Raw genomic sequence first — 23,626 nt, 5'->3', positions numbered from 1 at the left:
TTGTTTATAGCATGAGATATTATTAATTGGACTGCTGAAATACGAAAATACAGACCCCTTGGTGAAACGTACGGTGAGTTGCTCCAAATGAGTGAGTTCTGAGCTGGAATTAGCTTTGCGGTGGTGCATTAAAAATGTTAAACTCGTCACGTTTTTATGGTTATTTCGAGTAAACTGTAACCTATTCCTACAGTTAGTTATCAATCAGGGAAATATACCTTGCAAGCTTACACGCAGATATTAATTCAAAGATTAGATAATCTGAACCAACAGCGTACAGAACGTGCGTTGGCGGTGATGGATCTGCAAAGCCAACGTGTATTTCGATTAATTCCCAGTCTTTTCCACTTTAATCATCCTTTAATTCCCGGTTTTTACGATGCTCAGGTTCCTTATGGTGTCTGGGGATATGAACCGGAAGACGTCCAGCAGCAGTTTATTGATGACATGGAGCTGACGCTGGGACAAAAACTAACTTCAGCAGAAACACCGCAAATTCTGGCTCTTTATACCATGGGCAGTACGTCTTCCATTGGTCAGAGTACATCCAGCGACCTGGATATTTGGGTGTGTGTATCGTCATCGATGAGTGACGATGACAGAGAAAAGTTATCCAATAAATGTGCATTGATTACCAACTGGGCAAATACCCAGGGCGTTGAAGCGAATTTCTTTTTGATGGATGAGGAAAGGTTCCGTCATAACCAGTCTGATGAAATGACCGGTGATAACTGCGGTTCTTCTCAGCATCTGCTGTTACTTGATGAATTTTACCGCTCAGCCGTTCGTCTTGCCGGTAAGCGGTTATTGTGGCAGATAGTCCCGCCAGAGATGGAAAACTGCTATGACGATTACGTGCGGGAGCTGTGCAGTAAATCATACATCAACTGTAATGACTGGATAGATTTTGGCCGTCTGAATCATATTCCTGCAGAAGAATATTTTGGGGCGAGCTTATGGCAATTGTATAAGAGCATTGATTCACCTTATAAATCGGTACTTAAGGCCATTTTGCTTGAAGCGTATTCGTGGGAATATCCTAATACTCAACTGCTGAGTATTAATACGAAACGTCGTTTTTTCACCCATGAACCGGATCTGTATAGTCTTGATGCATACTATTTGATGCTGGAAAAAGTCACCCGTTACTTAGAGCGCACGGGGGACACTGAGAGGCTGGACTTGGTTCGTCGTTGCTTTTATCTGAAAACGCACGAAAAACTTTCCCGTCAGCCCGGGCCCGGATCTGTTTCGTGGCGTAGACAGGCACTGAGCGATTTATTGTCTAAATGGCAGTGGGATGACGATATTATCGAAAGTCTGGATAACCGGCGTAACTGGAAAGTTGAACAGGTTCAGGTACTGCATACCCGTTTGCTGGATGCATTAATGCAAAGTTACCGGAATCTGATTCAGTATGCCCGCCGAAATGATATTACCTCATCGATCAGTCCTCAGGACATTTCGATTCTTGCCAGAAAGTTATATACCGCATTTGAAGTCTTACCCGGAAAAGTGACCTTACTGAATTCACAGATATCGCCCGATTTGCATGAACCGGATTTGACGTTTATTGAAGTGCGTGAAGGCCGGACAAACCCTGCAGGGTGGTATCTGTATAAAGCGCCGATTGATCCGCACAAAATGCTGGGACAAAAATTTCTGCAGCATAATGAGTATCTGAGTAAGATTGTTGCCTGGGCATTTTTTAATGGTTTAATTACCGAATCGACCCGTCTGCATGCGATTGTCCGCGATGCGGATCTTGATATTGATAAGTTTTATCAGATGGTCAGTGATCTGAGAAACACGTTTTCTATGCATAAAAGCCGTCCGACAATGCAGGCATTGGCAAGCCCGTGTGAAATTCGTCAGTTGGCCATGTTCATTAACTTTGAAAACGATCCGACGTCGGAAATAGAAGGCCGGGCATTAAAGATTGATTTAAAAAATGTGGATATGCTGAGTTTCGGCGCTGAATCCCGCTGTCTGATTGGTAGCGTTGATCTTGTCTACCGTAACTCCTGGCAGGAAGTGCGTACGCTTCACTTCCGGGGTGAGACGGCCATGCTGGAGGCATTGAAAACCGTATTATGCAAGATGCACCAGGACGCGCTTCCACCCGAATCGGTTGATGTGTTCTGTTATAGCCAGAATCTACGGGGTGTGATGCGAAATGCGGTTTATCAGTTGCTGGCAGAGTGTATTGATTTGCGTCTGAAACCTGTCGAACAGCAACGTCGCCGCCGCTTTAAAGCTCTGAAAATTGCCGATGAAATGTATGGGTTGTTTTTCGAGAGAAGAGCCGTGTCGGTTCAGAAGTTGGAAAACTCTGTCGATTTTTACCGTAGTATTTCAAAGAATAAGTTAACAGGCTCTCCTTTACTAATGCTGGATAAAGAGCAGTCGTATCACTTACCTGAAGTGATTGATGGCTTTGCCAGTGAAGGCTTGGTACAGTTCTTTTTCGAAGACAGCGATAAAGGGTTCAATATCTATGTCTTAGATGAGACGAACCGTGTTGAAGTCTATCATCAGTTCCGTGGCGGTAAAGATGAAATGATCGCTAACGTGAACACTTTCTATACGTCTGTGAAGCACGATAATACAATGGCTTCGAAGTTTATTAACTTTAACCTTCCTCAATATTATCAGATTGTTAAAGCAGAGGACGGTTCAGACTACATTATTCCTTACCGTAGTGATTCATCCTCCAGTTCCCGTTCTGATGAAGTCGTTAATGCTTAATGTTCTGGCGATTTAGTTCCAGTCTATTTCTTCATCAGCCTGCTTTTCACACTCTTCTTTGATGAGTTGTATGAATTCCTTTCCTGTCTTAGTACAAATCCATTGTTGATCATTTAGTTTAAAATGGAATCCGCCAGACTTTGAAGCCAGCCAGATTTCGTGTAGTGGTTCCTGACGGTTTATAATGATTTGACTGCGATTCTCGAATTCGAGGGTCATGACATTGCCTGATGTGTCGTAGTCAATATCGGCACCTGAATCGTCAATCAATTGTTCCAGTTTCGTAAATTGAATATCTACCAGTTGGTGAAATTCAGTATCGTTCATTTTAATGTCCTATTGCTTTTCTTGATTGTGATGCGATTATAGAGGGCATCGATGTAATAATCACGTATATGAAAATGAAAAAGATTATCACTGCACTTTTTATGCTAAGCGTGTTAGCGTTAGCTGGATGTGGTCAGACAGGTCCATTATATATGCCCAAAGACGCGCCACAAAATGAACAGACACAACCATAATTATTCATGATTTTTAAGGAAGTATATTTTGGATTATTTTAATTATCAGGAAGATGGCCAGCTTTGGGCTGAGAATGTGAATTTAAACCAGTTAGCGCAGCAACATGGTACACCGCTTTACGTCTATTCCCGTGCAACTCTGGAACGTCACTGGAAAGCGTTTGATCAGGCGGTAGCTGAACACCCTCATCTGATTTGTTATGCAATTAAAGCGAATTCCAATTTAGGGGTTTTAAATGCGTTGGCAAAATTAGGCTCAGGTTTTGATATTGTTTCTGTTGGTGAACTGGAACGTGTTGTTGCTGCCGGAGCGGATCCTTCGAAAGTTGTTTTCTCCGGTGTCGGGAAAACAGAAGCTGAAATTCAACGGGCGTTAGAGCTTAAAATCAAATGTTTTAATGTTGAATCTGAACCCGAGCTGGACAGAATCAATAAAGTTGCTGGTGAGATGGGTGTTAAAGCGCCGATTTCTTTACGTATTAATCCAGACGTTGATGCAAAAACGCATCCGTATATTTCGACCGGTTTACGTGATAACAAATTTGGCATTTCTTATGAGCGGGCTCCTGAGGTGTACAAGCTGGCCAGTACTCTTGAACATTTGGAAATTAAAGGAATTGATTGCCATATTGGTTCTCAGCTGACAGAGATTGCTCCTTTTATTGATGCCGTTGATCGTTTGCTCGTATTGATTGATACCCTGAAGTCTCAGGGGATTTATATTAAGCATCTCGATGTGGGTGGCGGACTTGGTGTGATTTACGATAATGAGCAGCCACCGCAGCCAGCAGAGTACGCCACCGTTTTGATGGAGCGTCTGACAAATCATAAAGATCTGGAATTGATTTTTGAACCGGGCCGGGCAATTGCGGCTAATGCCGGAATTTTGCTGACAAAAGTGGAATTTCTGAAACATACTGAATTTAAGAACTTTGCTATTATTGATGCCGCAATGAATGACCTGATGCGTCCTGCCTTATATCAGGCATGGCAAAATATCATACCGGTAGCACCTCATCAGGGCGAGGCGAAGAAATACGATTTAGTCGGACCAATATGCGAAACCGGTGACTGGTTGGGTAAAGATCGTGAATTAATTTTAGATCAGGGTGATTTACTGGCTGTCCGTTCGGCTGGTGCTTATGGGTTCTCCATGTCGTCTAATTATAATTCTCGTCTTCGGGCTGCTGAAATCATGGTGGATGGTGATAAACATTATGTTGTTCGTAAAAGAGAGGCGCTATCCGATTTGTGGGCGCTTGAAAGCGTCCTGCCGGAGTAATTAAGTATATGCACTTTCACTTTTCAAAAATGCATGGTTTGGGTAACGATTTCATGGTGGTGGATTGTATTACTCAGAACATCTTTTTTTCTCCGGAATTGATCCGGCGTTTGTCCGATCGACACACCGGAGTTGGTTTCGACCAGCTATTGGTTGTTGAAGCCCCTTATGATCCAGAGTCGGATTTTCATTACCGTATTTTTAATGCAGATGGTAGCGAAGTTGAGCAGTGTGGCAATGGTGCCCGTTGTTTTGCTCGTTTTGTCCGAATGAAAGGGTTAACTAACAAATACAGCATCAATGTCAGCACTAAAAAAGGGAAAATGGTACTGAATGTTGAAGAGAATGATTTAATCAAAGTCAATATGGGTATTCCCGAATTTGAACCAGGCAAAATTCCCTTTAAAGCTAAGCAGACGGAAAAAACATACATTCTGAGAGTGGCGGATACCACATTATTCTGTGGGGCTGTCAGCATGGGCAATCCGCATGTTGTGACGGTGGTTGAAGATGTTGATACGGCCGATGTTGATACTCTGGGGCCCTTGTTGGAGTCTCATGAACGTTTCCCTGAAAGGGTGAACGCCGGTTTTATGCAGATTGTTAACCGTCAGGATATACGCTTACGGGTGTACGAAAGGGGGGCCGGTGAAACTCAGGCTTGTGGTAGTGGTGCCTGCGCTGCGGTTGCGGTCGGTATTACTCAGGGACTGTTAGATGAGAGTGTCAGCGTGCATTTGTCTGGAGGTGAGCTTAAAATTAGTTGGAAGGGCCCCGGAAAGCCATTATATATGACTGGCCCGGCTACTCATATTTATGATGGCCAGCTTTCTTGTTAATTGAAGTGGTAATATTGTGTCACAAACTGAGACCGTAATGCTTACTGACGATATGATCGAACAATACCTTCGTGAGCATCCTGATTTTTTTTACCGCCGGCCTGAGTTGGTGGATAGATTAACTTTACCCCGTCCTGATGATGGGGCTGTTTCTCTCGTTCATCTGCAACTGAACCGTCAGAGAGTGCGGATTGAAGAGTTAGAAGAAGAAATTACGACCCTGATGTCGCTTGCTGCATCCAATGATTTGACGTTTCATGCGTTTATGGATTTACAGGGGAAAATGCTTGGTACCCGCTGCGTCGTTGAATCGCTCGAAGCGATTTACCAGACTGCTCAGGATTTAAACCTGCGTTCTTATGTTCGGTTTATTGATGCCCCTGATGATTCATACCGAATTGACAGGCTGAATTTTCAGCGTTTTACGACCAATCATTTTAATGGTAAACAGGCTTTTCTGGGCCGTCTGAAGAAAGTGGATCGCGATGCTCTATTCGGAGAGGCTTCCCGGGCTCCGGAATTTGGTTCGTACGCGGTCTTATCTCTCTCTACTCAACTGGGGCACGGTATTATGGCATTTTCAAGCGATGACGGTGGTCATTTTCAGCCTTGTATGGACACTCTGTTTCTCCGGCACCTTGCGGTCGTATTGACTTATCTTGTTGATACTCTTCCGTGGCGGGCGTAGCACGATGAGCCAGACTCCGGTTGAGCTTCCTTCCAGTTTAAATAAGCCTCTTATCGCGTTTTATGAATATCTTCGTAGCGAGAAGGGGCTGAGTCTTTATACGCAGAGAAATTATAAACAACACCTGGAAGCGATGGCATTCCAACTGGCCGAGCTGAATGTGCTTTCCTGGAAAAATGTCGATGCCGCCTGGGTTCGTCAGCTGACGGGAAAATTGATGCGAAAAGGGATGAAAGCGAGCAGTATTGCCACTCATTTATCTTCTTTGCGCAGTTTTTTTGACTTTCTTATTTTGCGGGGTGTTCTGGCGGCAAACCCGGCGAAAGGGGTTTCAGCACCCAAAAAACAGCGGCCACTGCCGAAAAATCTGGATGTGGATGAAGTGGCTCAGTTGTTGGAAGTAAAAGACGATGAACCATTAGCGATTCGGGATCGGGCCATGATGGAGCTCATGTATGGCGCCGGGTTACGTTTGGCTGAGATGGTCAGCATTAATATTAAAGATATCAGTTTGAGCCGCGGTGAGATCCGGGTTATCGGTAAAGGCAATAAGGAGCGCAAAGTACCTTTTTCCGGGATGTCGAGAGAGTGGGTTGCCAGATGGTTAAAAGTCCGTGGACAGTTTGCTTCTGCTGATGAACCGGCACTGTTTATTTCCCGCCGGGGAACACGAATTTCTCACCGGAATGTTCAGAAAAGAATGGCTGAGTGGGGACAGAAACAGGAAGTGAACAGCCATATCAGTCCTCATAAATTACGCCATTCATTTGCAACGCATATTTTGGAATCCAGCAATAATCTGCGTGCAGTGCAGGAATTGCTTGGACATGAGAACATCTCGACTACCCAAATCTATACGCATCTGGATTTTCAACATCTGGCTCAGGTTTATGATCAGGCTCATCCAAGAGCGAAAAAGTCTAAAAAAGAGTAAGTTGGTTTTATGCATTTTTTCCGTCGCCTTCCTGAAATACAGGCAATGTCATTCGATTTGGATGATACGCTCTATAAGAATCAGGCCGTGATCGATAACATGGAAGTGAAGTTTCGTGAGTGGCTGGTAGCCAATCATCCGGTAAGTGGACTGAAGGATCGTGATTGGTGGTTAGAGCTGAAACGAGCCGTGTTAATTGATCATCCGGATATCGTTCATGATGTGACCTTATGGCGTCATACCCAGATAAAGTGTGGACTGATAAAACTAGGCTACAATGACACGGAGGCAAATCAGGCTGCGGATGTGGCCATGCAGGAAGTGTTACGGTTAAGAAATCTTATTTCTGTCCCGGAATCAACCCATCGGGTTCTCCGTCTGTTAAGTAAAAAAATTCCGTTGGTGGCTATTTCAAACGGCAATGCGAATCCGGAATCGATTGGTTTAAGCCAGTATTTTCAACTGGAATTAAGAGCAGGTCCTGATGGCCGGGCTAAGCCTTATCCGGATATGTTCGAGGTTGCAATCGCACATTTAGGAGTGTGTCCGGAGTCTGTTTTACACGTTGGAGATCATGGACGTACCGATGTGCTGGGAGCGAAAAATCATGGGCTAAGTGCCTGCTGGTTTAATGATCGGGTTTATACGGCCCGGACGTTTGAGAAATTAACCATTTTACCTGATATTGAGATTCGGCATCTGGATGAATTGCTTGAGTTAATACATTAAAAGCGGTTTTTACTTTTATTCTTTTTTAGTTTATGGCCACTTTTATCTGCGTGAAATATGGCCATAAAGTGATTCAGAAACGCCCTTAATTGCTCTGCTTCTTTTTGCCAGCAAAGCTCGTCTAACAGTTCTGCGATGACCTCAAGAGTGCATAGCGAACCAGCTTTCTGGTTCTTTCTCAGGTGGAATTCCGATGGATGACATGGTGTTAAAGCAACACGGGGTACGGAAGCTAACCAAGCGCTTTTTCTTTCCATTTTTCTGGCTTCCTGCCAGGTGCCGTCCAGTACAATGAAATAAGGGGTTTTGCTTTGTTGTTCTGCCTCGGTGATGACTTCACTGACCGAAAGACTGTGAGTCGCCGGATACAATAAGAAGGGCGAATAGTCTGAGTGATTCAGAACCTCTCTCAGCGGTGGAGTCGCCTCGGTTCTTTGCCACTGGTGCCTGTGTGCATTTTTCATCGATTGAGCAATGAAACGTCCTGTATTGGTAGGTCGGTCAAATTCTTTTTGGTGAGTCAGTAATGAGATATGCAGGTTGCTATTGAGCAGCGGAACATCACCACACAGGCATTGATGGAAGAGGCCACAATCAGGACAGGGAAGTACGGAAGACATTAATTATTTTTCCCGGAACAGGAGAAGACCATCAGGGGCGATGGTGTACTCTTTCTGACCGATTTTTTCTTTATCAGCAAACAGAGTGTTTTCTTTTTTGGTAAATACCCGTTCAGTGATCAGAAATTGTTGTTGATAAAGTGTCATAACAACCTGAACTTTATTGGTTCCTAATGCTTGCCAGTATCCTTTTTCAACCACAGGTAATTCATTATGGCTACTATGATGATAAGTCGTTCGGGCACTGTGGTCTGGATGTAATTCCAGCGTAGTCACCATGTCAGATTTTGTGGATTGTGCCGAATAATGGCCAACCCATTTCTGCGATACATTTTCCGGTATCGGGTAGCATCTCTTACGGGCTTCCTGAATTCGGTTAATCTGTGCGGTTTTTAATATTGCTCTGTAGTCCGCATTATATCCACTTAGGCTGGGGGGAATCAGGTTTCCTGTCAGTTCGACATACAGTTCATCATAAGGGTGTCTGATACGGGGAAGTATCCTTTTAAGCTGAGCCTGTGAAAAATAGATCTGATATTGTATCTGACTGTCACAGGGAGAAAATAACTGTGTTTGTGCCCCCAGAATAAGATGTCCATTAAAATAACTAACGGGTTGCGAGGATGCTACTAAATGCTGGTACTTTTGGGCTGGAGACGAGCAGGATTGCATCAACAGGCACGCACATAAAAACGTTAGAATTTTAAATGGCTTCATTTTTTATTTGTTCGTTAATTCACCGTAGTGTCTTGTATTATGGCATACAGATGGATTAAAACAGAGCCGGGAATGAGATTAATGTGCCTGCATTATGATTTCTTCCTTCAGCTCTGAATACTTTTAGACTTATAGATGACTGTTAGATTGAAATAGCTTTATCAGCCCATCGGACAGCATAACCCGCCAGCTAAAATAGTCATGTCCGCCGGCTATTTCCGTGAAATGAACCTTATAGCCTTTATTTTTGAGTGTGTTGTATAACGTGCGGTTTGTTTCGAGAATGTTGGCGAAGTCGGGTTTGGTCTCGAACAAACCGGCATTCAGATAAACGTCAACAGGTTGTTTGGCTGAGCTTGCAACTTGCTCAGCAATCCAGTTGTGGGGCTTTGTTCCATTTTTTTGCTTGGCTTCCGGAGACCACCAGAACGAACCTGACTGGCTGAGTACTTTCCCGAAAGATTCCGGATGCCTGAATGCAATGTACATCGATGCCAGCCCCCCATAACTGGAACCGGATAGGATCGTATTCCCGGCAGTAGGGCAGACAGAGAATTTTTGGCAGAGCCAGGGCTTGAATTCATTGGCCATGAAATCAGAAAAAGCGCGATTTGGAGGCAGTTCTCTGGAACGCATACTGGGGGACGGCGTATTTATAAATACTGCCCTCATCGGTGGGATTTTCTTCTCGGCTATCAGGTTGTCCAGAATGAGTGGAGTGGGCACTTTTGACAGGTAATCGTCACCGTCAAACAAAATCAGAAGTGGCGATGATTCTGACACCGGATAACGGTTATTGGGCCGGTAGAGGCTTATTTTTCTTGTATTATTCAGAGCCTGACTTTGGTAGTGGTATTCCGTTACCTGACCACGGGGGTGATTCAGATTTTGTGTATAGTGGTCGTCTGGGGCTTTCGGTAGGGTTACGGTTGATGCGGCGCCAAACAAGTTGTCATTCTGACTGAACCGGGGCAAATGATTGAGAGGATCTGGCTGAGTGGTTGCCAGTACGGCCCGTCGTTGTTCTGCCCAGTTTTTCTCTGCAATTTGTGGGACATCCGGGGCAATACGATAAGAAAAACGGCTGGTATCCGGAATGCGGTAGGATTTGAACCAGATACGACTGCCGGGAATTTTTGAAAGGTGAGCATGACCATCGTAAGGAGCGCCCAGTACCCGGACATTCTTCGCGTTTCCGCGGTATAAGAAGGTCATAAGAACCGTATTCTTTTGCTGTTGGTCCTTCTCAATCAGGGGAGTACCTTTTGCTTCAATCGCATTCCAAAAATGCTCCTCAGCTTGCGGTAACCCTTGCTGTATTTTTTGTGTGGTCTCTTTCAGAAGTGGGCTGATGATAGTTTGTTCCGGTGAGACATACTGATTTTTTTTGAGCGGCAATGAGTGCAGCTGAATTGAAACTTTTGCAGTTTTGGCTCCTGGTGTCGTGATATCAAAGATATATTTACCACTTTTGGTCACCAGCCAGAAGATTTCTGTTTCTTTTTCACCGGTACGTAGTATTTGTTTGGTTATATCGTCTCCCGGGCCGGAGAGAGTAATGTTTTTGAGAGCGGTATTACTTGATATGTTTCCCCGGAAATACTCTGGAGCCTGTACTTCTAGTGAAACAGACGCTTTACCTGAGACATGAATGCTTTTACTGACATTTTCTGCATTTACTACTGTGGGTGAACTAAAGCCAATGAGTGTCATAATTAAGCCGGATAATCCCTTCATTTTTACAATCCAATTGATAATAATTATTAATATCGTTTTCGATTTGGATTATACAGACAGAACCGACCGGGTAAAGAAAAACTGAGGAAATGGGAGAGGGAAATAATACCGATGATGCTTAAATACAGATAGAGCCGGAAGCTTCGGCTCTATCTGTATTTAACTTTCTGAACTAACGGAGTAAGTGCTCTCTTAAGTAGTGTGGAACAGCATCGTCGGAAGAACTGCCGATCCGCTCGATATTTGGCAGGGCCGTTAACACTTTTTCATGTGCGGTTCCCATGAGTGCGCCTTTATGAGCCATGGATAGCATTTCGACATCATTCATTCCATCACCGAAGGCGATACAATCCTGAAGCGATTTTTCCATCGATTCTGCGACCACTTTGAGAGCAATGCCCTTCGATGTTCCCGCTTCCATCACTTCAAGGCACCACGGTGTTGAGAAAGCAACTGATATCAGTCCATTGAAGCGCTCATTCAACAACGTTTCATATTTTGCCAGGAGTTCATGGTTCTTATAGCGGTGGATGAAGAAGATTTTTGCAACGCCATCGGTGGGGGCTTTACAAGCATCAAAGAGATCAAACATAAAGCCTGATTCCTGATGAAGTGAGTGTAATTCCTCACAGTATTTATCTATAAACCAGGCATCATTCTGATAGATATTGACATAAATATCATCCTCCTCTTTTAGGGTATCAATGATGTCCTGAATCAGATTTGCAGGTATATTCCGGTTAACAAGGAGTTTGTTTTCCGGCGTATGAACACGAGCCCCGTTAGACGTTACCATAAATGCCGGAATACCGGTCATTTCACGGATTCCTGCAACATCAACATGGTGCCGTCCGGTTGCGAAAACAAAAGTATACCCTTGTTGGTGCAACTCTTTCAGAGTGACTTTTGTGAATTCACTTAGCTGATGGTTCGGATTCAGTAATGTACCGTCTAAATCGGAAGCAACGATACTGTAGCGTTTGGCTGATGAAGTCATGTTTCTCTCTTAGCTGTGTTAATGCCGATGTGTTGACTGGTTTATATTGTAAGTAATATTAAATAGGGAAAAGAGGGTAAACATCGGCCAGTTATTTTTCCTCTTTTATGGCCGGCTATTTCATATGTTGCTGCAGAAAATCCAGAGTTTTAGCTAATGCCTGATCCCGGTATTTATCACTTTCAAAGAATAACTCATGATAAGCTTCTTTGATAACGGTCAGTCTGGCCTTTGGGTTCGTGCGTTTTAATTTAGAAAAGAAGCGATCCTGAGCCGAATTATCAACGATAAGGTCGTTACCTGCCTGCATAACGAGTACCGGAAGGTCAATTTGTCTTGTCATCAGATAGCATTGTTTGACTGCCATCAGAGACTGCCATACCCACCGGTAACTCGGGCCGCCAAGTTGCAACTCCGGCTTTTTAAGATATAGCCGACGATAACATTGATAGCGTGTTTGACTGTGGCTGAGCGGATTGCTGTTAAACGGCGTATTGGTATAGGGGCCATACCCTTTAACGTATTTGGGTATGGAGGACAAACCGCTCCGTATCTGCGCATAAAACATGGCAACCGGGCGTAAATACCACGGCATAGTAAAACCAAGCATTGGGCTGGTCAGTATTAATGCTTTAAAGATAGAAGGGTAAGACTGCAGGTACCTTAATGCGATGGCTCCCCCCATGGAATGAGCCAGGATGGCAACATCCGAATGTTCATTAAAATTAAAATGCTGAATGATACAATGCAGATCGTCAGTGTAATCATTAAACCAGTCAACATAGCCCATCTGAGGATCAGAAGTCAGGCGGGAAGATAATCCTTGTCCCCGGTGATCATAAGAGTAAATGTCATAACCCTGATTAAACAATTCGAAGAACAGTTCACGGTATTTTTCAATACTCTCGACTCTGCCATTGATGATTAACAGGGATTTTGAATGGTTTGCATCAATACATTTGCACCAGCGAAGCGTTTTTTTATCCCTAGTCCGGACTGTACCAAATGCCATATTCTCCCAGAATCTCTCAATATCCCGGTTAATGATTTGGTTGGCGTCTTTTTCTGAAGTATATAATTGATACTGAGGCAAATGGTCTTGCATGAGCTTAGGCTTTGATGAAAAAAATGACCCGTATAGGTTAAAGCAGTTATTTGAAATTACAATGACTCATCAGCCAGGCGACGGTATTTTATGTTTAACGGAATAATGACGTATCGGGTCCGTATTATGTGTAAATTAGTGGCATCTTGAAATATATACATGATACTTATTAATGTCGCTGAATATTCACTGAGTATGATGCATCGGTTGGTTGGGTATCATAAATGATAAAGGAATAGGCATGGAATATACTTATGTCGCAAGACAGCCGATTCTGAATAAAAAATTGATTACTCTTGGTTATGAATTGTTATTTCGGGATGGTGAAGAAAACTCATTTCCCGATAATATCAGTTCTGATCGGGCAACCTACCGTTTGATCGTCGAAAATTTTATGACAATTGGGCATAATCCGAATCTTGATTATTCCCGATGCTTTATTAATTTTCCCTATGCCAGCCTAATCAGGCGCTTACCTTTCTCTTTACCGAAACAATCCATTGTCATTGAGGTTCTGGAAACCTGTAAACCAACCGATGAATTATTTGAAGCCATCAGGGAGCTTTATCGTAATGGGTATCTTATTGCCTTAGATGATTTTGTTTACGATAAACGCTGGGAGCGGTTTATTCCTTATGCTCATGTTATCAAGATTGATATTATGGACTGGGGAATTGACCGGGCTTGTCAATTTGTTCGTAAACAATTAGAAAATCACTGTAAGAATCGTTTTCTGGCAGAGAAAGTGGAAACGGAAGAGGAGTTTCTGAAGGCGAAGAAAGCAGGTTTTATGTATTTTCAGGGTTTCTTTTTTAAAAAGCCGGAAGTGGTTAAACAAAAATACGTCGGTCCTGAGCAAATGACGGCGATGGCTTTATTTCAGGAACTCAGTAAAGAAGATGTCAACTTTTCAAGGCTTGAAAAAATCATTTCTCAGGATGTGGCTCTCTCCTATAAATTGTTGCACTTCGTGAATACGATGTCCGAAAGGCCGCATGTGAAATTAAACTCGTTTAAGCAGGCATTAGTTTATTTGGGTGAAGACCGGATAAAAATGTTTGTTTCTCTGACGGTTGCGTCTTATATCAGTGTGAATAAACCAAGAGAACTTTATTATGTTGCTATCCAGAGGGCGAAGTTCTGCCAGCTGGTGATGACCAGAAATTCGATATTTAATTTATACCGGGAACAGGCATTTCTGATTGGCCTTTTTTCTATTCTGGATGCATTTCTTGACTCTCCTATGAGTGTCTTAATTGCAGAACTTCCTTTAGATACTGAGATTAAACTGGCTCTTGAGTCCCATATTGGTAAGCTCGGTAAACTGCTGGATATTCAGGAAAGTTTTGAGAACGCTGACTGGGAAAACATTGAATTTCTCTGTGGTGAGCTGTCTTTGTCAACTGAAGATGTGACCCACTATCTTTATGATGCCCAGTGCTGGAGTCAGAATAATGCAGCTTTGCTTTGACGTTCTGAATCATTTATTTTTAAAGATTATTAAACTTTTATTAAACATTTCCTTTCTGTATTGATTCTTTGCTTTTTATCTCTAACATATATGTATATCCATATATAAGTCAGGGTGAAAGAGTGCTACCTCATAAATTATTTAAGTTACTTTCTGATGAGACCCGGGTTCGCTGTCTTTTGCTTATTGCGAAAGAAAAGCAATTGTGTGTCTGTGAGCTGACACATGCGCTCAATGAAAGTCAGCCTAAAATTTCCCGCCATCTTGCACAACTGAGGCAATCGGGATTGCTGGTTGATGCTCGGCAGGGAAAGTGGGTTTTTTATCATCTTTCTTCTGATTTACCCCGGTGGATTGAAAAACTGATTGACGGGTTGGCCGAGTCGAACTGCCTGGCCCGGGAATATGAAACAGATAAGCAACGATTAGCGCAAATGGCTGATCGCCCTTGCAGTTAACGGAGACAGATCATGACGATTAAAGTAGGAATTAACGGATTTGGACGCATAGGTCGTTTGGCTTTTCGGGCTGCTTATGATTGGCCTGATATTGAATTTGTGCAAATTAATGATGTTGCAGGTGGTGCAGAGATGCTGGCACACCTGATTGAATTTGATTCTGTTCACGGTCATTGGAATAAAAATATTACTGCATCAGACAGTCAGATGATTATTGAGGGTAAACCGATTTCAGTGACTCAGGAGCGGAATATTTCGGATGTGGACTGGTCTCATTGTGATGTGGTTTTAGAGTCGACGGGTGTACACCGAAAAGTTGAGTTACTTCAACGATATCTTGATCAGGGTGTGAAGCGGGTTGTGGTTTCGGCACCAGTTAAAGATAGCCGTGTGGCGAACATCGTCATGGGTGTCAATGATGATATTTTTGATGCGCAGACTCATCAGATTGTCACGGCAGCGTCCTGTACAACGAATTGTATTGCCCCGGTTGTTAAAGTTATTCACGAACAGTTTGGTATCGAAAAGTCGATGTTTACAACTATTCATGATCTGACAAATACCCAAACCATATTAGATGCACCGCATAAAGACTTTCGTCGTGCCAGAGCCTGTGGTATGAGCCTGATTCCAACAACAACAGGGAGTGCTTCAGCCATCATTGATATTTTCCCTGAACTGCACGGTAAGATTAATGGGCATGCCGTTCGTGTTCCTCTGGCCAACGCGTCAATGACAGACATTGTGTTTGATGTAACGAAAAAGACCAGTGTTGAAGAAGTCAATGCGGCTTTAAAAGCGGCATCAGAAACCGGGTTGAAAGGAATTCTTGGTTATGAGGAGAAACCATTAGTTTCTATTGATTACCGGGGGGACCAGCGTTCAACGATTGTCGATGCGTTATCCACGATGGTTATCGATGAGCGAATGATTAAAATTTATGCCTGGTATGACAATGAAATGGGTTATGCCACGAGAACGGCTGAATTAATCCGGAAAGTTGGTCTGGCGTAAGGGGATACGGAATATGGTAAATGTACACCCAACGTGGGAATTATCAGTGCAGGACTCCGGTCTGATATTAATGCCTTGTCCGGGGACAAAAGGACCGGATCTTAAACAAACCCTTACTCAGTTATCTGAGCAGGGGGTTGTTGCCATTGTTTCAGCAATAACAGATGAGGAATTCGAGAAAGTATCGCTTACAGGGTTCGGAGAAAGTGTTCAGCAGCAGGGAATTCATTGGTTTCATCTTCCAGTTGAGGATGACTCAGTGCCTGATGACAGTTTTGAACGAAAATGGCAGAGTCTGGGCGCTGAAATCGTCAGCAAATTGCGTGAAGGCAAAGTGGCTTTGCATTGCATGGGGGGATCCGGGCGGACAGGGCTTCTGGCAGGGAGAGTATTGCTTGAATTAGAGTGGCCTGTGGAAGTCATTATCAATGAAGTTAAGCAGTTAAGGCCAAATGCTTTTTCAAAAGAAGTGCAGAGAAATTATCTTTCGGGTATCGCTGGGAAGTGATCATTAACAAGCTTTGGGATCATGATGATCCCAAAGCTTACCAAGCGATCAAAATAATCATAATTCGATGGTTTTCAAATGGATAGATCAATTCGTCAGTACATGGTAGTTACGTTTAACTACTGGAACTTCACACTAACAGACGGGGCTTTGCGGATGTTAGTGGTTCTGTATTTCCACCAGTTAGGTTATGACACTCTTGCGATAGCTTCTCTGTTTTTATTTTATGAATTTTTCGGTGTGGTTACTAACTTGATAGGAGGCTGGCTGGGAGCAAGACTGGGCTTAAACCGGACTATGAACATTGGTTTGGCTATTCAGGTTTTGGCTCTTCTTATGCTGGCGGTTCCCGGCTCCTGGTTAACCGTTATATGGGTAATGATTGCTCAGGCACTTTCCGGAATAGCGAAAGATTTGAATAAGATGAGTGCCAAAAGTTCTATTAAGGGACTGGTTGCCAGTGATCAGCAAGGCGTGCTCTATAAGTGGATTGCTATTTTAACCGGTTCGAAAAATGCGTTAAAAGGCGCTGGTTTTTTTCTGGGAGGGGTTCTGCTTTCAACGATTGGGTTTCAGTATTCGATGTTTGTAATGGCAGGCGTGCTACTTCTGGTGTTTCTCGGAAGCCTTATCTGGCTGGATCAGGATCTGGGCAAAGCTAAGAGTAAACCTAAATTTCAGGATATTTTTTCAAAATCGCCATCGATCAATGTATTGGCTGCTGCCCGTCTATTTCTTTTTGGTGCACGTGATGTCTGGTTTGTTGTTGCTTTACCTATTTATCTCGGAACGGTATTTGACTGGGATTACTATTGGGTAGGCGGCTTTATGGCCATTTGGGTTATTGGCTATGGGGTGGTTCAGGGATTTGCGCCAAGCCTGACTGGTAAACGCTCCGGTAAGGTTCCTAATGGGTTTGTTGCAACGCTCTGGGCTGCTGTACTGGTTGTCATTATGGCTGGTGTTGCGGTTGGCGTCGAGTATCAGTGGCATCCCCAAACTGTTATTGTGGTCGGACTGCTTGCGTTTGGTGCTGCCTTTGCCGTCAATTCATCGTTGCATTCCTATCTGATTGTCAGTTATGCAAAAGAAGACGGTGCGTCGCTGGATGTTGGGTTTTACTATATGGCCAATGCTATGGGAAGATTAATCGGGACGGTTTTATCCGGTTGGGTGTTTCAGGTGTCAGGGTTTGCTGCCTGTTTGTGGGTTTCTCTGGCCTTTTTAATCATGACTGTATTGATCTCTCTGAAGTTGCCTCATTACGTTCATCATTAATATTTTTTGTGTCCCCAGACAAGCAAGGATACCGTCTGGTGTCCTTGCTATTCCTGTCACAACAGAGTCCTGCGCTTATTTTTGAAGCCACGCATTAAACATCCAGATGTGTTTTTCCTGTGCCCGGATGTAATCGCTCATTTGTGCAGCGGTTCCTTCATCGCTGGCGTCGCCGGCAAGTTCAAGAACGGCCCTTTGTTGAGAAACTAAGGTGCTGAATCCTTCAACAAGTCCGGTGACCGTTTCGGTTGCTTCTGTTGCTTCGGTGTGTTCTTTTATCTCTGAAACCGCCAGATAGTGAGAAAAACTATGATCCGGCATCGCTCCCAGAGTTAAGATCCGCTCTGCCAGTTCATCAATGTTGGTTTGCAATTCGTTATAGATCTCTTCGAATTTCATGTGAAGTTCAAAAAAGGTCGGGCCTTTGATATTCCAGTGATACCCCCGGACATTCATATAGAACACCTGATAGTTTGCCAGTAGGTTGTTCAGGGAATCCGATAATTTTTGACTGTCGGATTTGTCTAATCCAATTATATTTTTAGCCATGATGTTTCTCCGTTGTTTGTTCAGAATCTACAGGGACTATATTACGGATATTGTTGTTAAATAAAATTGGATTAAAACGATTAAATCAATAGGTATTACCTATCTTTTAGCCATTGGGAATGAGAAACATCGTCGGAGTGGAAGATAATGAAATCTGTCCTGTCTCCGTTTAAACGTGAACTGGCATGCATTATTAGCCGATATAGCTTAGGAATTTATTTGTTACATCCCATTTTTCTTTGGCCAATGCAAAATTTTGAAGCATATCATGCACATCCGATATGGATCATTCCATTATGGCTTATAATTAGTACAGGTGGTGCTTTAGGATTAAGTTGGTTTTTATCCCGTTTTAGGATAACCGCATGGTTAGTGCCTTATCTTGCTTATCGCTCGGTTTGTATTTAACAGCATCTGGGAGAGGTGTTATGTCAGATATTGAAACGATTGTTGTCCGATCCAGAAAATTGGAACAATTACTGAAAGACAGATATCACGCAGAAGGTCAGGGTATGCATCAGCTAATATCCAGTTGTGAAGAACGCCTACCTCATGATGTTGTTCGTCAGTTGAGATTCATTGCAACGATTCGCAATAAGGCCGTACATGAAGATTCCTTTAAGTTGGAGAATAAGCGTGATTTTCTTAAGGTGTATGACGAGTGCATGTTTAAGCTGGCGCCAAGGAGTAACCGTTTTATCTGGCGTTTTGCCTTTTTTTTGATGATGGTGATGACGATTGCATCGTTACTTTTTTATTACATTCACTGGGAATATCTTGAGCCACATTTTTTTAAATAGACTTTCCAACAAAAAAGGACGCCGAGGCGTCCTTTTTTGTTTTATTTTATTATCTTAGTAAAACATTGGCAGTGTCATTAAGCCAAAGATTACCGCGATCATAACCAGACCTTGCTTTTGAGATGAAGTGATCATAACACTGCTCCTTTCTATTCTTTACCGTATGAAATAAGAATAACATTACTTTTGAGTGTTGATCAACCTATTGTCAATATTTTCTTCAAAAGAATAAGATTTCTTTTTGTTAAACCGAGGTAAAAAGGCTTTTTTAGCATTAGAAATATAGTTTTTTACAGAGAGGGTATAAGTGTTTTTAGTAAGAAACTTGAAATAAATTTCTTTATATTCAATAAATTATTTATGTTAAATTTATGTGTCATTTTTATGACTGTCAATTTTTTGTAATATGTCCGTCAGTTTGTTTTTTTTTGTATAAAAGTAAAGGTGTTGATTTTTAGTTGTCTGGATAGTGAACAATTTATTCTTTAAGATGAATATCTTACCTGCCATATATATAAGAAACTGTTTATTTGTCTTTTATTTTTATGACAATGTTCCTTGGTGTTGTTAACAAAAGAAAATTTAAAAAAATATATTTAAAATCATTATCTTATATTTATTATTTTTCCCTCTTTGCTTGGTTTTTATGATAGGTAAACGTTTGCTATTTAAACTTTAATTGTCTTTTTGCGATTTTTCTGACGAATGATGTATATGTGATGATTGGTGTGTTTTTTTTCATCGCCTGTCGAAAATTTATGCCATCAGCCCTGATATACCGCTTTTTTAGCATATGATTGACAATCGAAGTTAATGGGCTAGAAAGAAAAATTTTGTATCCGGCTCGTGTCGATAACCATTGAGTGGATTGATATACTTGATTTTTGTATTAAGAGTCCGTTTCCCTGGAGTAGTGTGTATTGGATATTGTATCTTCTGCGACTTTGATGTTTCTCATTATGGATCCCTTGGGTAACCTGCCTGTTGTGCTGTCCATTTTGAAACACCTTGATCCGAAAAGGCGTCGGGTGGTTCTTATCCGTGAGTTGGTTTGTGCTTTGATTGTTCTGATGCTGTTTCTTTTTGCCGGTAGAAACATCCTTGGATTTTTACACGTTCAGCCTGAAACGTTGAGTATCTCTGGCGGGTTAATTTTATTCATCATTGCGATTAAGATGATCTTTCCCAGTGCCGGTTCCATTACCGGTCTTGCTGTTGGTGAAGAGCCTTTTATTGTACCAATGGCCATTCCAATGATTGCCGGTCCTTCTTTAATTGCGACATTATTATTATTGTCTTCTCAATATCCGGATCATCTGGTCGAGTTATCGATTTCTGTCTTACTGGCCTGGTTTGGTACTTTTGTTATTTTGATGTTCTACGGGTTCTTTCTGAAAATATTGGGAGAGAGAGGTTTAAAAGCGGTTGAAAGACTAATGGGGTTGCTACTCGTTATGGTGTCCACTCAAATGTTCTTAGATGGTATAAAAAGCTATATTTCACTTGCTAACTAAATGATTTCTGGAAGTGGTAATCAGTCAGATAAAGTGGCAGCACTTTTATTGTTAATCATTAAAATACTATCTTAGCCATCATGTTCAGCTAAGAACGTTTCATCTTGGAAGCGCTGGAGCTCCCGTATCTCATTGATCAATGCTATCCCCTGACGTTGGCAGACTTACTTTGCAAAGAATGACATATCTTTTCGAAGTTTTACATTTACCCGAATGATGTATACATAAGTAATATCTATACTATCAATACTTACTTAGCTTAGGGGATTTACGATGAAAAAGTTATGTGTAGTTTTATTGCTTACAGGTCTGGCCGGATGCAGTGCTCAGTCGTACCCAACTGCCTCAAGTCAGGAAGACTGGAAAGAATATGGTCACCTTCAGGGCCTACAAGGGTTTGTCAAAGCATCTATGACTGACATTGAACAATCGGGGCAAGGTATTGATGAATCATTGTATAGTATGTATACACAAGGTTATGAACAAGGTATCAAAGTTTATTGTGAGCAGGATGCTTACAAATTAGGTCAAATGCAACGGCCTTACCATGGTGTGTGTGATGGATTGAAACCTGAATTCCGGTCTGCTTACCAACAAGGTCAGTGGGATGATGATTTCAGTACCGGTTCGAATATGTCTGAGTCTGATTATGACTAAGTATTCATAAACAGGACTAGGTATTGAGAGCATGTTGCTGAGAATACATATTGTGTGAGAATAAAGCCACGTATCAGGTCGATGACGTGGCTTTAACCCATTTACCCGATTCAAGTTCTTTATAATGTTCAAAGAAATGCGTGATCTGTGCTTTCAGCAATTCAGGAGGATAAGTTTACGTCCTGAATATGATCATATTCTTTATTGAGCTTCCTGTGAGGAACAGCAACAATTTTTGCATCTTCGCCAGAGTTATCGGTCATTTTCAATACACCGCCAGGCAGACAGCGAATCACTGACCCAGGCACAAGTGGATATCGCTGGGAAATTATTGCTGACTGCCAATGTGATAAGAATCAACATTGGCGCTGGTATAGCCGGAATGCTACCTGTCCGGCAAATTTTTCTTTATAGAGATGCCAGTGAGATGGGATACTATTCGTTGGCCAGTCTTTTTCACTTTCGATATAAATCAAAGCGTCATGAGATAACCATTGATCCGTTTCAAGACGGGAGATGACCTGTTCAATTAACGCTTTTCTAAAAGGTGGATCGATAAATACCATATCAAATGGTGTGGCGGGCTGTTCTAAAAACGAGAGTGCATTGGCATTAATGATGTCAATATTTTCAGCTTTTAGCGTGCTTGCGTTTGTCTTGAGTTGGTTCGCTACTTGTTTATCCAGCTCAATCATGACAACATTTTTTGCCTGTCGGGATGCGGCTTCAAATCCGAGCGAGCCTGAACCGGAGAATAAATCCAGGCAGGAAGACATGGGGACATCCTGAGCTATCCAGTTAAATACGGTTTCCTTTACCCGGTCGGTCGTGGGTCGCAGTCCTTCGACATCGTAAACGGGAAGTTTTCTTCCCCGCCACAGGCCACTGATGATTCTGACGAATCCGGAAGCTGTGCGTTTTTGTGATGAGCTTTTAGGTCGTCGTTTTACCATGATTTTTTGCCTGCAAATAAAATGTTACTATACCCAGTCCGCTAGTATAAAACTGGTGTAAAAATAAAGAATAGTTAACGGTAGTGACGAAGTTTACCAACCTTGGTGAAAAGTTTTCACTGCTTTGTCATTTTTCTTTTCTTTAGAGGGATAATTCTACAAGAAAAGATTGTATGTTATTGAATATATAAATCCAGGATATTTCCAGATGACAGAAAAAAAGAAACGTGGTCTGCTTTCATGGCTTGGTTTTGCGGATGAAGAACCCGGAAAACCTGAGGTAACTGAACAAGAAGCTGAACCTGTTGAATCGACCGAAGTGCTGGAGGAAGACGTTACTGAGGCGGAATTGGCCCAGAAACCCACACAAACGGATGAAATTGTAGAGGAACCCGAAGCGGAACTGGTGGAGGACATTCAGTCAGAATCCGAGTCTGAGAGTGTCGCTGGTGAAGAGGAATACATTCAGGAAGACGATAACAATCGTATCGATGAATCTGAAGATAAGCCTGATCCGGAACCGGTTCAGGCCAGAGTTCAGGAGCAGGAAAAACCAACCGAAAGTTTCTTTGCCCGCCTTAAACGTAGCCTGAGTCGTACAAAACTGAACATCGGAGCTGGATTTTTCGGGTTGTTCAAAGGAAAGAAAATCGATGATGATCTTTTTGAAGAACTGGAAGAACAGCTATTAATCGCGGATGTGGGCATGGATACCACCATGAAGATTATTGATAATCTGACTGAAAACGCGTCCCGTAAAGAACTGAAAGATGGCGAAGCTCTGTACGGACTGTTAAAAGAAGAACTGGCCGATATTCTGGTGAACGTTGAATCGCCTTTGGTGGTAGATACGGAAAAAACGCCTTATGTTATTTTGATGGTGGGTGTTAACGGTGTCGGTAAAACAACCACTATCGGTAAGTTAGCGAAGCAGTTTCAGGCAGAAGGTAAAAAAGTTATGCTGGCCGCCGGCGATACCTTCCGGGCTGCAGCCGTCGAACAGTTGCAGGTGTGGGGGGAACGAAATGATGTCCCGGTTGTTGCTCAGCATACCGGTGCAGACAGTGCCTCTGTTATTTTCGATGCCATCGAATCAGCGAAATCGAAAGGGGTTGATGTCGTTATTGCTGATACGGCCGGACGTTTACAAAATAAGAATAATCTGATGGAAGAATTACGTAAGATCGTGAGGGTTATGAAAAAAATTGATGAGTCTGCACCACATGAGATTATGCTGACTCTGGATGCCGGAACCGGACAGAATGCGATCAGTCAGGCTAAGTTATTTAGTGATGTAGCACCGGTTACCGGTATTACCTTAACTAAGTTAGACGGTACAGCGAAAGGCGGGGTTATCTTTGCTATTGCGGATAAATTTGGTATTCCAATTCGTTTTATTGGTGTTGGTGAAGGCATTGATGATCTACGACCTTTTGAAACACAGCAATTTATCGATGCTTTATTCAGTAGCGAAGACTAATCGCAGAAAGTGTTAAAAAGGCAGAGC

Annotated in this window: 25 protein-coding genes and 1 pseudogene; 17 read left to right on the top strand and 9 right to left on the bottom strand. The window is 42.6% G+C overall.

Annotation, left to right across the window (positions count from 1 at the left end; all coding sequences use genetic code 11):
• The first annotated feature begins 219 nt into the window (after positions 1-219).
• Positions 220-2,748 carry a class I adenylate cyclase gene (locus LRQ06_RS06370; RefSeq protein ID WP_232765578.1) on the top strand — a complete coding sequence of 843 codons (2,529 nt, stop codon included), beginning with the start codon at positions 220-222 and terminating at the stop codon, positions 2,746-2,748.
• A 12-nt stretch (positions 2,749-2,760) separates the two neighbouring features.
• On the opposite strand, the gene cyaY is transcribed toward LRQ06_RS06370, so the two are convergent.
• On the bottom strand, positions 2,761-3,075 hold the full coding sequence (cyaY, locus tag LRQ06_RS06365) for an iron donor protein CyaY (RefSeq protein ID WP_232765577.1): 315 nt from the start codon (positions 3,073-3,075) through the stop codon (positions 2,761-2,763).
• A 74-nt stretch (positions 3,076-3,149) separates the two neighbouring features.
• Between cyaY and lptM the strand changes: the two genes are divergently transcribed.
• From lptM to yigB, 6 genes are read left to right on the top strand one after another with little or no spacing between them, the layout of a single operon-like run.
• The gene (gene lptM, locus LRQ06_RS21300) at positions 3,150-3,269 is read left to right on the top strand and encodes an LPS translocon maturation chaperone LptM (protein ID WP_444485033.1); all 120 of its coding nucleotides are present in this window, start codon (positions 3,150-3,152) and stop codon (positions 3,267-3,269) included.
• Positions 3,270-3,297: 28 nt separating this feature from the next.
• Positions 3,298-4,551 carry a diaminopimelate decarboxylase gene (gene lysA, locus LRQ06_RS06355; protein ID WP_232765576.1) on the top strand — a complete coding sequence of 418 codons (1,254 nt, stop codon included), beginning with the start codon at positions 3,298-3,300 and terminating at the stop codon, positions 4,549-4,551.
• Positions 4,552-4,559: 8 nt separating this feature from the next.
• Positions 4,560-5,390, top strand: coding sequence for a diaminopimelate epimerase (gene dapF / locus LRQ06_RS06350; protein WP_232765575.1), 831 nt, complete (start codon positions 4,560-4,562; stop codon positions 5,388-5,390).
• A gap of 16 nt (positions 5,391-5,406) precedes the next feature.
• The gene (locus LRQ06_RS06345) at positions 5,407-6,078 is read left to right on the top strand and encodes a DUF484 family protein (protein ID WP_373054812.1); all 672 of its coding nucleotides are present in this window, start codon (positions 5,407-5,409) and stop codon (positions 6,076-6,078) included.
• A gap of 4 nt (positions 6,079-6,082) precedes the next feature.
• The gene (gene xerC, locus LRQ06_RS06340; RefSeq protein ID WP_232765574.1) at positions 6,083-7,012 is read left to right on the top strand and encodes a tyrosine recombinase XerC; all 930 of its coding nucleotides are present in this window, start codon (positions 6,083-6,085) and stop codon (positions 7,010-7,012) included.
• A gap of 9 nt (positions 7,013-7,021) precedes the next feature.
• Positions 7,022-7,741: a 5-amino-6-(5-phospho-D-ribitylamino)uracil phosphatase YigB gene (yigB, locus tag LRQ06_RS06335; RefSeq protein ID WP_232765573.1), complete on the top strand. Its 720-nt coding sequence runs from the start codon at positions 7,022-7,024 to the stop codon at positions 7,739-7,741.
• Here yigB and LRQ06_RS06330 read toward each other — a convergent pair.
• The 5 genes from LRQ06_RS06330 to LRQ06_RS06310 form a co-directional block, all read right to left on the bottom strand.
• Positions 7,738-8,361: a tRNA-uridine aminocarboxypropyltransferase gene (locus tag LRQ06_RS06330; protein ID WP_232765572.1), complete on the bottom strand. Its 624-nt coding sequence runs from the start codon at positions 8,359-8,361 to the stop codon at positions 7,738-7,740. The two genes, yigB and LRQ06_RS06330, sit on opposite strands and share 4 nt — an antisense overlap.
• 3 nt (positions 8,362-8,364) lie before the next feature.
• Positions 8,365-9,078 carry a COG3650 family protein gene (locus LRQ06_RS06325; protein ID WP_232765571.1) on the bottom strand — a complete coding sequence of 238 codons (714 nt, stop codon included), beginning with the start codon at positions 9,076-9,078 and terminating at the stop codon, positions 8,365-8,367.
• A gap of 129 nt (positions 9,079-9,207) precedes the next feature.
• Positions 9,208-10,815, bottom strand: a complete 1,608-nt coding sequence (fes, locus tag LRQ06_RS06320) for an enterochelin esterase (RefSeq protein WP_232765570.1) — start codon at positions 10,813-10,815, stop codon at positions 9,208-9,210.
• A gap of 172 nt (positions 10,816-10,987) precedes the next feature.
• Positions 10,988-11,812: a Cof-type HAD-IIB family hydrolase gene (locus LRQ06_RS06315; protein ID WP_232765569.1), complete on the bottom strand. Its 825-nt coding sequence runs from the start codon at positions 11,810-11,812 to the stop codon at positions 10,988-10,990.
• A 115-nt stretch (positions 11,813-11,927) separates the two neighbouring features.
• Positions 11,928-12,917, bottom strand: a complete 990-nt coding sequence (locus tag LRQ06_RS06310) for an alpha/beta fold hydrolase (RefSeq protein WP_232765568.1) — start codon at positions 12,915-12,917, stop codon at positions 11,928-11,930.
• 241 nt (positions 12,918-13,158) lie between these two features.
• Between LRQ06_RS06310 and LRQ06_RS06305 the strand changes: the two genes are divergently transcribed.
• From LRQ06_RS06305 to arsJ, 5 genes are all read left to right on the top strand, one after another.
• Positions 13,159-14,388 (top strand): EAL and HDOD domain-containing protein, encoded by a 1,230-nt coding sequence (locus LRQ06_RS06305; protein ID WP_232765567.1) that lies wholly within the window; start codon positions 13,159-13,161, stop codon positions 14,386-14,388.
• A 122-nt stretch (positions 14,389-14,510) separates the two neighbouring features.
• On the top strand, positions 14,511-14,846 hold the full coding sequence (locus tag LRQ06_RS06300) for a metalloregulator ArsR/SmtB family transcription factor (RefSeq protein ID WP_232765566.1): 336 nt from the start codon (positions 14,511-14,513) through the stop codon (positions 14,844-14,846).
• 12 nt (positions 14,847-14,858) lie between these two features.
• The gene (locus LRQ06_RS06295) at positions 14,859-15,860 is read left to right on the top strand and encodes an ArsJ-associated glyceraldehyde-3-phosphate dehydrogenase (RefSeq protein ID WP_232765565.1); all 1,002 of its coding nucleotides are present in this window, start codon (positions 14,859-14,861) and stop codon (positions 15,858-15,860) included.
• Positions 15,861-15,873: 13 nt separating this feature from the next.
• A complete protein-coding gene (locus tag LRQ06_RS06290; RefSeq protein WP_232765564.1) occupies positions 15,874-16,368 on the top strand; it encodes a phosphatase domain-containing putative toxin in 495 nt (164 codons plus the stop codon).
• Between the two features lie 78 nt (positions 16,369-16,446).
• A complete protein-coding gene (arsJ, locus tag LRQ06_RS06285) occupies positions 16,447-17,646 on the top strand; it encodes an organoarsenical effux MFS transporter ArsJ (protein WP_232765563.1) in 1,200 nt (399 codons plus the stop codon).
• Between the two features lie 75 nt (positions 17,647-17,721).
• On the opposite strand, the gene LRQ06_RS06280 is transcribed toward arsJ, so the two are convergent.
• A complete protein-coding gene (locus LRQ06_RS06280; protein ID WP_232765562.1) occupies positions 17,722-18,195 on the bottom strand; it encodes a Dps family protein in 474 nt (157 codons plus the stop codon).
• Positions 18,196-18,342: 147 nt separating this feature from the next.
• Here LRQ06_RS06280 and LRQ06_RS06275 point away from each other — a divergent pair, with 147 nt between their 5' ends.
• The 4 genes from LRQ06_RS06275 to LRQ06_RS06260 all read left to right on the top strand — a co-directional run bounded on the left by LRQ06_RS06275 (position 18,343) and on the right by LRQ06_RS06260 (position 21,166).
• On the top strand, positions 18,343-18,603 hold the full coding sequence (locus tag LRQ06_RS06275) for an acyltransferase family protein (protein ID WP_373054811.1): 261 nt from the start codon (positions 18,343-18,345) through the stop codon (positions 18,601-18,603).
• Positions 18,604-18,623: 20 nt separating this feature from the next.
• Positions 18,624-18,995: a DUF4145 domain-containing protein gene (locus LRQ06_RS06270; protein ID WP_232765561.1), complete on the top strand. Its 372-nt coding sequence runs from the start codon at positions 18,624-18,626 to the stop codon at positions 18,993-18,995.
• A gap of 920 nt (positions 18,996-19,915) precedes the next feature.
• The gene (locus tag LRQ06_RS06265) at positions 19,916-20,509 is read left to right on the top strand and encodes a YhgN family NAAT transporter (RefSeq protein WP_232765560.1); all 594 of its coding nucleotides are present in this window, start codon (positions 19,916-19,918) and stop codon (positions 20,507-20,509) included.
• A 273-nt stretch (positions 20,510-20,782) separates the two neighbouring features.
• Positions 20,783-21,166 (top strand): DUF2799 domain-containing protein, encoded by a 384-nt coding sequence (locus tag LRQ06_RS06260; protein ID WP_232765559.1) that lies wholly within the window; start codon positions 20,783-20,785, stop codon positions 21,164-21,166.
• Positions 21,167-21,257: 91 nt separating this feature from the next.
• Here the strand turns inward: LRQ06_RS06260 and LRQ06_RS06255 are convergent.
• Positions 21,258-21,486: pseudogene (locus tag LRQ06_RS06255) on the bottom strand (inorganic diphosphatase); the annotation flags it as partial.
• Positions 21,487-21,522: 36 nt separating this feature from the next.
• A complete protein-coding gene (gene rsmD, locus LRQ06_RS06250; protein WP_232765558.1) occupies positions 21,523-22,119 on the bottom strand; it encodes a 16S rRNA (guanine(966)-N(2))-methyltransferase RsmD in 597 nt (198 codons plus the stop codon).
• Between the two features lie 208 nt (positions 22,120-22,327).
• Between rsmD and ftsY the strand changes: the two genes are divergently transcribed.
• The gene (gene ftsY / locus LRQ06_RS06245) at positions 22,328-23,599 is read left to right on the top strand and encodes a signal recognition particle-docking protein FtsY (RefSeq protein WP_232765557.1); all 1,272 of its coding nucleotides are present in this window, start codon (positions 22,328-22,330) and stop codon (positions 23,597-23,599) included.
• Positions 23,600-23,626 lie beyond the last annotated feature (27 nt).

Origin of the sequence: Vibrio salinus, from assembly GCF_021272385.1 — a bacterium.
GTDB classification, from domain to species: domain Bacteria; phylum Pseudomonadota; class Gammaproteobacteria; order Enterobacterales; family Vibrionaceae; genus Vibrio; species Vibrio salinus.
This window is presented reverse-complemented; position numbering and strand designations above follow the sequence as displayed.

Coding starts and splice junctions, on each gene's coding strand:
- cyaY (WP_232765577.1), bottom strand. CDS start 3,075: ATGAACGATACTGAATTTCACCAACTGGTAGATATTCAATTTACGAAA.
- lptM (WP_444485033.1), top strand. CDS start 3,150: ATGAAAAAGATTATCACTGCACTTTTTATGCTAAGCGTGTTAGCGTTA.
- dapF (WP_232765575.1), top strand. CDS start 4,560: ATGCACTTTCACTTTTCAAAAATGCATGGTTTGGGTAACGATTTCATG.
- xerC (WP_232765574.1), top strand. CDS start 6,083: ATGAGCCAGACTCCGGTTGAGCTTCCTTCCAGTTTAAATAAGCCTCTT.
- yigB (WP_232765573.1), top strand. CDS start 7,022: ATGCATTTTTTCCGTCGCCTTCCTGAAATACAGGCAATGTCATTCGAT.
- LRQ06_RS06330 (WP_232765572.1), bottom strand. CDS start 8,361: ATGTCTTCCGTACTTCCCTGTCCTGATTGTGGCCTCTTCCATCAATGC.
- LRQ06_RS06325 (WP_232765571.1), bottom strand. CDS start 9,078: ATGAAGCCATTTAAAATTCTAACGTTTTTATGTGCGTGCCTGTTGATG.
- fes (WP_232765570.1), bottom strand. CDS start 10,815: ATGAAGGGATTATCCGGCTTAATTATGACACTCATTGGCTTTAGTTCA.
- LRQ06_RS06315 (WP_232765569.1), bottom strand. CDS start 11,812: ATGACTTCATCAGCCAAACGCTACAGTATCGTTGCTTCCGATTTAGAC.
- LRQ06_RS06310 (WP_232765568.1), bottom strand. CDS start 12,917: ATGCAAGACCATTTGCCTCAGTATCAATTATATACTTCAGAAAAAGAC.
- LRQ06_RS06305 (WP_232765567.1), top strand. CDS start 13,159: ATGGAATATACTTATGTCGCAAGACAGCCGATTCTGAATAAAAAATTG.
- LRQ06_RS06295 (WP_232765565.1), top strand. CDS start 14,859: ATGACGATTAAAGTAGGAATTAACGGATTTGGACGCATAGGTCGTTTG.
- LRQ06_RS06290 (WP_232765564.1), top strand. CDS start 15,874: ATGGTAAATGTACACCCAACGTGGGAATTATCAGTGCAGGACTCCGGT.
- arsJ (WP_232765563.1), top strand. CDS start 16,447: ATGGATAGATCAATTCGTCAGTACATGGTAGTTACGTTTAACTACTGG.
- LRQ06_RS06280 (WP_232765562.1), bottom strand. CDS start 18,195: ATGGCTAAAAATATAATTGGATTAGACAAATCCGACAGTCAAAAATTA.
- LRQ06_RS06275 (WP_373054811.1), top strand. CDS start 18,343: ATGAAATCTGTCCTGTCTCCGTTTAAACGTGAACTGGCATGCATTATT.
- LRQ06_RS06270 (WP_232765561.1), top strand. CDS start 18,624: ATGTCAGATATTGAAACGATTGTTGTCCGATCCAGAAAATTGGAACAA.
- LRQ06_RS06260 (WP_232765559.1), top strand. CDS start 20,783: ATGAAAAAGTTATGTGTAGTTTTATTGCTTACAGGTCTGGCCGGATGC.
- rsmD (WP_232765558.1), bottom strand. CDS start 22,119: ATGGTAAAACGACGACCTAAAAGCTCATCACAAAAACGCACAGCTTCC.
- ftsY (WP_232765557.1), top strand. CDS start 22,328: ATGACAGAAAAAAAGAAACGTGGTCTGCTTTCATGGCTTGGTTTTGCG.